Genomic DNA, 450 nt, shown 5'->3' on the forward strand with positions numbered 1-450 from the left:
CTTCTACTTTGGCTATGGAATCTAAACGACGTTGTGTTTTTAATTCCTCCACTCGTTTTCTTTCAGCTTCTTGTTCCAAAGCTATACGCTTGCGTTCAGGTGCTTCTGCTCGTTTTCTTGCTGCTTCTTGTTCCAAAGCTATACGCTTACGTTCAGCTGCTTCTACTTTGGCTATGGAATCTAAACGGCGTTTTGTTTTTAACGCTTCTAAACGTTTTCTTTCAGCTTCTTGTTCCAAAGCTATACGTTTGCGTTCGGCGGCTTCTACTTTAGCTATGGAATCTAAACGGCGTTGTTGTTTTAACGCTTCTGCTCGCTTTTTTGCTGCTTCTTGTTCTAAAGCTATACGTTTGCGTTCGGCTTCTACTTTGGCTATGGAATCTAAACGACGTTGTGTTTTTAATTCCTCCACTCGTTTTCTTTCAGCTTCTTGTTCCAAAGCTATACGCT

Annotated in this window: 1 protein-coding gene; it reads right to left on the reverse strand. The window is 41.3% G+C overall.

Going from position 1 to position 450, the window contains the following annotated elements; genetic code table 11:
* On the reverse strand, window positions 1-450 hold a 450-nt coding region (locus ACXAG4_RS15520; protein WP_475297009.1), incomplete at both ends, for a hypothetical protein.

It is taken from the genome of Seonamhaeicola sp. ABD4_175 (assembly GCF_056160885.1).